This window comes from Gemmiger formicilis (assembly GCF_016901605.1).
GTDB lineage: Bacteria > Bacillota > Clostridia > Oscillospirales > Ruminococcaceae > Gemmiger > Gemmiger formicilis_B.
The window spans coordinates 1-6,469 of the sequence record NZ_JACJKP010000163.1 but is presented as its reverse complement, the minus strand read 5'-3'; the positions used below and the strand labels follow the sequence as shown (position 1 = coordinate 6,469).

Annotated in this window: 8 protein-coding genes; all 8 read right to left on the bottom strand. The window is 56.0% G+C overall.

Going from position 1 to position 6,469, the window contains the following annotated elements:
• Window positions 1-265 precede the first annotated feature (265 nt).
• A complete protein-coding gene (locus H6B10_RS11585; protein WP_204651753.1) occupies window positions 266-1,012 on the bottom strand; it encodes a tRNA threonylcarbamoyladenosine dehydratase in 747 nt (248 codons plus the stop codon).
• 48 nt (window positions 1,013-1,060) lie between these two features.
• Window positions 1,061-2,695, bottom strand: a complete 1,635-nt coding sequence (locus H6B10_RS11580; RefSeq protein WP_204651752.1) for a DUF4153 domain-containing protein — start codon at window positions 2,693-2,695, stop codon at window positions 1,061-1,063.
• A 37-nt stretch (window positions 2,696-2,732) separates the two neighbouring features.
• Window positions 2,733-2,945, bottom strand: a complete 213-nt coding sequence (locus H6B10_RS11575; RefSeq protein WP_204651751.1) for a helix-turn-helix domain-containing protein — start codon at window positions 2,943-2,945, stop codon at window positions 2,733-2,735.
• 13 nt (window positions 2,946-2,958) lie between these two features.
• Window positions 2,959-3,429, bottom strand: a complete 471-nt coding sequence (locus tag H6B10_RS11570) for a DUF2975 domain-containing protein (RefSeq protein ID WP_204651750.1) — start codon at window positions 3,427-3,429, stop codon at window positions 2,959-2,961.
• Window positions 3,430-3,577: 148 nt separating this feature from the next.
• The gene (locus H6B10_RS11565) at window positions 3,578-4,072 is read right to left on the bottom strand and encodes an HD domain-containing protein (RefSeq protein ID WP_204651749.1); all 495 of its coding nucleotides are present in this window, start codon (window positions 4,070-4,072) and stop codon (window positions 3,578-3,580) included.
• Window positions 4,073-4,178: 106 nt separating this feature from the next.
• On the bottom strand, window positions 4,179-4,613 hold the full coding sequence (locus H6B10_RS11560) for a hypothetical protein (protein ID WP_204651748.1): 435 nt from the start codon (window positions 4,611-4,613) through the stop codon (window positions 4,179-4,181).
• Between the two features lie 32 nt (window positions 4,614-4,645).
• The gene (locus H6B10_RS11555) at window positions 4,646-4,900 is read right to left on the bottom strand and encodes a hypothetical protein (RefSeq protein WP_204651747.1); all 255 of its coding nucleotides are present in this window, start codon (window positions 4,898-4,900) and stop codon (window positions 4,646-4,648) included.
• A 65-nt stretch (window positions 4,901-4,965) separates the two neighbouring features.
• Window positions 4,966-6,469: Cna B-type domain-containing protein (locus H6B10_RS11550; RefSeq protein ID WP_204651746.1), on the bottom strand; the 1,504-nt coding region annotated here is incomplete at its 5' end.

The following is a 6,469-nucleotide window of genomic DNA, read 5'->3' as shown; positions in this document are numbered from 1 at the left end:
ACGGCCGCGCTGCGGCCGCTGCGATTTGGGCGGCGGCGCAGGTTCGTTTGGCCCCGGCATGGTTTTGGCAGCCCGTTCCGGGCTGCGGTATACTTTGCGTTCTTCAGCCACAGTGATAAACCTCTCTTTGCAGGATATGCACGAAAATATATGAAATACAGATAAGAATATAGTAACATTTTGCCGAATAAATTACAATGCAAAAGCCCTTACATAAAATGTAAATTTCCACAAAAAAATGCGTTCCCAACCGGGAACGCATCGTTTATTTATTATGGCCGCGGTAAACGCCCGCCCGGCGCAAAAGATCCTTGACCACCTCGCTGCCGCAGACAAGCCCGCAGGCAGCCGGCACAAACGCATTGCTGGCGGGTACTGCGCGGCGGCCGTTGGCCGGGCTTTCGCTCAGTTCCTCCGCCAGCGGGGCAAGAGGTTCCTCGGTGGAAAATACCACCTTCACCTTGCCCAGCCTCCGTTTACGGCATTGCAGACGGATCACTTTGGCCAGGGGATCCACACTGGTTTTTTCAATATCCGTTACGCGGAACGCCGTGGGGTCCAGTTTGTTGGCCGCCCCCATGCTGCACAAAATAGGGGTTCCCGCCGCCTTGCAGCGTTCGATCAGCAGCAGCTTGGCCGAGACCGTATCGATGCAGTCCAGCACATAATCAAACTGCGCCATATCGATGGCATCGGCGGTATCGGTATTGTAAAATACCCGGTTGGCGTGTACCACCGTGGTGGGGTCAATATCGGCAATGCGGGCCGCCATGGCATCCACTTTGTACTGCCCCAGTGTAGAGTGCAGTGCCACCAGCTGACGGTTCAGGTTGGACTCCGCCACCTGGTCATTGTCAAACAGGCTCAATTCCCCTACCCCGCTTCGGGCCAGAACTTCCACCGCCTGACCACCTACGCCGCCAATGCCAAATACGGCCACATGGGCAGCGCGCAGCGTTTCCAGCGCCGGGGTTCCCAGCAGAGCACGGGTGCGCGTGTAGATATCGGACATAAACAATTCCTCCGGGGCACAGATTGAATGCATCAAATGCTGGTTTTATTATACCCCGTTTTCTTTTGCCGTCAAGGAAACCACCTGGCAGCGGTATTCTTCATCAAAGGTCAGGCGCAGAACGCTCTGCCCCAGATCTGCCTGCTGCTCGTAGCCGAAAGTTTCCCCGGGTATATCATACAGTTCCTGGATTTCGTTGGCGGTGCGTCCCCGGAACCAGCCGGAATCCATCAGCCAGCCGGTGCAACGCACCACCCGGCCATTGCGGTTCCAGCTGGGGGCATCGTAGGTGTACCAGGGATTCAGGCCGCAATCCCGCAACACATCCAGGTCCAGTTCCTCGTCCACGCCTGCCTGATACCGGTCGATGTTCGCCCGGATCACGCGGCTTTCCAGGTCCACGCAGGAGAGCAGTACAAAGCTGACCACCAGCACAGCCAGACCGATTCTGGCCGCCGGGATCACACGGAACATCCGCACCAGCAGCAGTACCGCCCATACCGCCAGTACGCAAAGGAACCATCCCGCCACCACACGGCGGGGCGTAAAGGCATACAGCCGAATATAAACGGTCAGTTTGGCTCCCGCCAGCCCTGCAAAAGCCACACCGAACAAACAGAACAGTACCGCCAGAACCCGGGGCAGCGGGCGACGCCCCAGAAAGCGCACCACAGCCAGGATGCAAAAGTTGAGCAGCAGGATACGCAGCAGTTCCCAAAAGCCATCCACCGCGAAGGAGGATGCCTGGGGAGCCGTCAATCCCAAAGGAGCAGCCGCCAGCCATTCCAGCGCCTGCAAGACAAAGAACAGGCCGTATACCACACACAAGGCCCCCACTGCAATGTTGGCGGTAACCGAAGGCAGCACCCGCAGCGGTTCAAGGGCCTTGAAAAACCGTTCTCCGGTCCAGGGGGCCGCCTGACGGCGCAAGCTGCCCGCCACCAGGCCGTACAGCCATGCGCCCACCGGCAAAGACAGCAGAAAGACCACGAAATTCTCCACCACGGAAGGGCCGTTCAACAGGGAGGACAACCAAAGCCGTGCCTGCCGCCCCACAGCGGCAAAATTGGGATCAGCGGCAGAAAGCAGCCCCCAGGCGGTGCTGCACAGCAGAAGTGTAATCAGCGCCGTGGCCACTGCCAACCCAACCTGCCGCAACCGGACCCGATGGCGGCCCATGGTGTATATCCCGGCGCCGATCGTTCCAATGCGCCGGAAGAAATTGCCGAAAGGCAATATCAGAAGCCCGGCCAGCGCATCCAGAAAGCAAAGACTCCCGGTATATCCCTGGGCCAGCATACCGCACCGGGCCAGCACAAACCAGACAGCAAACAGGTGCCAAACCAGCATCTGCCAATCGCTCAGGGTGTTCTGGTAGCCCCACAGCGGCATCACTGCAGATAAAACCAGCCAGCAGCCGGCCCACAAGGGTGTTTCCCGGGCTGCGGTACGGTGCAGCGCCCGGGCCATGCCTTCCACACCGGCCACAAACACAACGGCAAACAACAGCAGCCAGAATCCTTCGAACAGATTGACCAGCAGCAGCTTTTTTACATACAACCACGCCAGCGGATAGCTGGCCACCGCGGCCCACAGATAGGGTGCAGCAGGCACTGCCGGGGAAATTTTGGGCGCACTTTCGTAGAGGGGACGCCCGGCGCCCTCTTTGGGAAATTCGGTCATGGGGAACCTCCTGTTCAGTTGTCAGACCGACGCAGCGTCACGGCTCGTCGGGAATATATTCCAGAAGATCGGCGGGCTGGCAGTCCAGCGCCTTACACAAAGCCTCCAGGGTGGAAAACCGCACCGCCTTGGCCTTGTTGTTTTTCAGGATGGACAGATTCGCCGGGGTAATGCCGATTTCCTCGGCCAGTTCCCCTGCGCCTTTGTGGCGGCGCGCCATCATCACATCCAGATTTACCACAATGGGCATGGGCGCACCTCCTTCAAATTGTATAATCCAGTTCGTCTTTCATCCGTACCGCCTGCTCAAAGGCGTTTTTCAACACCCGTACGATCAGGGCCATAAACCCTGCCGCCACCGCCAAAAAGACAAACGGCAGGTAGATCACCACACCCGCCGGCAGGCAGAGGACCGCTGCCCAGGTACAGCACCAGCTGATGCGGCGCAGCGATTGAACGGTTTGGGGCACAAAGACCTGCCCCTGTTCCAACCGCTGCAAAAAACGGTAGAGGTTGTACAGCATCCAGAATGCCAGCGCCGCGCAAAGATACCCCAGCACCAGCAGGGCCACTCCCACCCAACTGTCGTTATAATTCATAGGACGGGTGTCCATCAGCCAACGGACCAGCCAGGGCCCGCAAACCGTCATAACCGCACTGCCCAGTATAGCCAGCGCCACCACATAACGCGTCAGAGTAATGCTTTTGTGGTCGTCCCATTGCCAACATTTCATCCGTTTTCTCTCCCGTCTTGTTCAGATTAGCAGCAGTATAGCACAAGCGTTATTGTTTTGCAAGTATTTTTTATCGTTTTTCGATAAATTTATATTGTTGCGCAAAAAAATCCCTATCAGATTTTTTCCGATAGGGTGGATCATCTTCTTATTCCTGCTGCCATGCCGGCTGGGTCGCACGGCGTTCCATCACCGTTTCCCACGCAGAGGACATTTTATCCGCCAGGCAAACCAGCACGGCCTCCCGGCAGCGGGGCAGCCAGGTGATGGTCAACGGCCACATGTGGCTTTGAATGATATTTTTTTCCGCCTCATTAAGCTGGAATACCGTTTCGGCATTGTACCGCGCAATCAGCGGATGTTTGAACCCGTGCCACCGGGTGATGTTGTGGCAGCGGTGCCAGTCATACAGATAAAAGTCGTGCAGGAACGCCCCACGCAGCAAGCTGGCCTCCCGGGCACGGCAGTGCAGACGCAGATTCAACCAGTAGGCAATGCGCGCCACCCGCAGGCAATGTTCGTAGGTGGTGACCGTACCGTGCTGAATGAATTGCTGCATTTCCATGGCGTGGGGATCATCCGCCACACCACGCAGCAGCTGGTGCATCCGTGTGGTTTCCGCAGGGGTCAATTTACAGAACATAGGCACTCTCCTTTTCCGCAGCATGGCTCCAACGGTTTTATTATACGCAATTTCACACGGCACAGCAAGGGGTTTTCTCAAATTTTACACATGGAACCGCATTTTTTCACACATCCGGTGGGTTTTGCATAAGTTTGTCCGGCGGCAGTTCGCCGGTCGTACCCGGGTAATGCTCCACCTCTGTGCCCGATGCTTCCGCCAGATCCCGCAGCAGCTGCTCGTTATCGTCATAGACCATGGGCAGCAGGACCTGATGGTTGGTACGCAAAATCTTGCCGAAGCCGGTCCAGTAATTGGTATGGCGGATTGCCGCACCGGAGGGATCATAGACCGTATCCACACCGCCACACCACAGGATCAGCAGCTGGTGATCCGGAAAATAGAGAATCCGGTCCAGCAGCGAGTAAGGCACCGACGATTCATACTGCGGGCCGCGCTTCCCGTCCCGCCGGTCCCGATAACTGTAAACCAACCGTTTGGACTGCAAATCCAAACGGTCGTCATACCGGCGCTGCTTTTGCGGATTGGTTGTATATGTCATAGCACTTGCCGCCTTTCCTGCTGTTTCCGCTTTTATCGGTGCGGTCCCTTCGTTCCGTGTTGCCGGTTGACCCGTGCAGAAGGCCGGGTATTTTTTACATTCCGGGCATCCGGTTTGGACAACAAACACACAGTTTCCACTTTGGCAGCCAGCTCCTCCAGTTCATCAAAAGCGGCTTCCTGCGCTCGGCTTTCCCCAAGATAAGAAATGACCATAACGGCAGAAAGAAGAAAAAGACCGGAAAACAGGATCAGCGCCAAAGTACGGATCGTCTTTTGGTATCTCATTTCACATTGCTCCTTATAGAAAAGGCGGCAGGGCAGGTTATGCGCCTACCTTGCCGCCTTGTTCCTTATTTCATGTGCTTTCCACGATACCGCTTCTTTTTCCCAATGATCAGTGTTGCAATCAGACCTGTGCCGGATATTGCCAGAAGAGCTACCCACAAGGCCAGATTAGTTGTGTCTCCGGTCTGCGGGATATTATCCTTCGGCGTGTCCGGGGTTTCAGGCTGCCCAGGGTTCTGCGGCTGCTCCGGATTGTCCGGGTCATCCGGGGTAGTAGGAGTATCCGGGGTATCCGGGTCGTCAGGGTCTTCCGGTTTGTCGGGATCATCCGGCGTATCCGGGATGTCCGGCGTGTGGCTGTTGCTGATAACAAAGCCTGTTTCCGCACTGCCGCTGATCGCCGTATCATAGCCCTTCACTTCGATCTCCGCGATGGTATACACGATCTTTACGCCACCGGCGTACTCGTCCAGCTCATCGAAGCTGCCCGTCCAGTCATTTTCCTGATCCAGAACCAGCTCCCTGCCGGTATCCTTGCCATCCGCATACAGCTTCACGGTGATGGAGTCCGGACGGATACCGTCCGCATCGTCCTGATCCTGCCAGTTCTTCGTGACAGAGATATTGATCTGCCCCGGCGTATAGTGGTTGGTCACATCCATGCCGTCCACTTCGGATTGATAACCGGGAACCACATCCTCTGTAATGGTGTAGCGGATCTCGCTACCGTTTTCGTACTTCGGAAGGTTCGTAAAGTTCCACTTCCAGCCGTCGTCCGCAGTAACGGTCACCACCTTTACCTGTTCGCCGTTGGCGTAGAGGCGGATGGTGATGGAATCCGGGCGTTTCCCGTCCTGATTTTCGGCATCGTCCCACGTCTTGGAGCCGGAGAGGTCAATTTCCTCCGGTGTATGGCTGTTTGTAACATTGAAGCCATCTACCTCTGAGGTGTAACCATCCACAGAATCTTCGGTAATGGTATAGGCAATCAGCTTCCCTTCCGCGTATTTCGGCAGATCGGTAAAGCTCCATTTCCAATTATTATCAGCGGTGACGGTCTGCACCTTATCCGTTAATTCTGTTCCGTTGGCATAAAGCCGGATGGTGATGGAATCAGGGCGCTTTCCGTCCTGATTATTGTTATCCTCCCATGTCTTGCTGCCGGAAATGTTGATTGTCTCCGGCGTATGGGTGTTGGTAATGGTAAAGCCCTTCGAGGCCGAACCGATAATGGCAGTTTGATAACCTGTCACGGGAACTTCCTCGACAGTATAGTCAATTTCCTTCCCGTCAAGGTATTGATCCAGACCGGAGAAGGCACCCTGCCAGTTGTTGTCTTTGCTAAGCGTCAGCTTCTTTCCGGTATCATCCCCGTTTGCCTTTAGCGTTACTGTGACTGTCTCCGGGCGTATGCCGTCCTGGTCGTTGGTATCGTTCCAGACCTTTTCCACCGGGATGTTGATCTGCGAAGCGTAGAGGCCCAGGTCATGGTAGCGGGATTCGTAGGTCTGTACGGTGATCTCTTTTGCCGCAGGCATTTCGATCCCTTCAATGACGGCGGAAACCAGC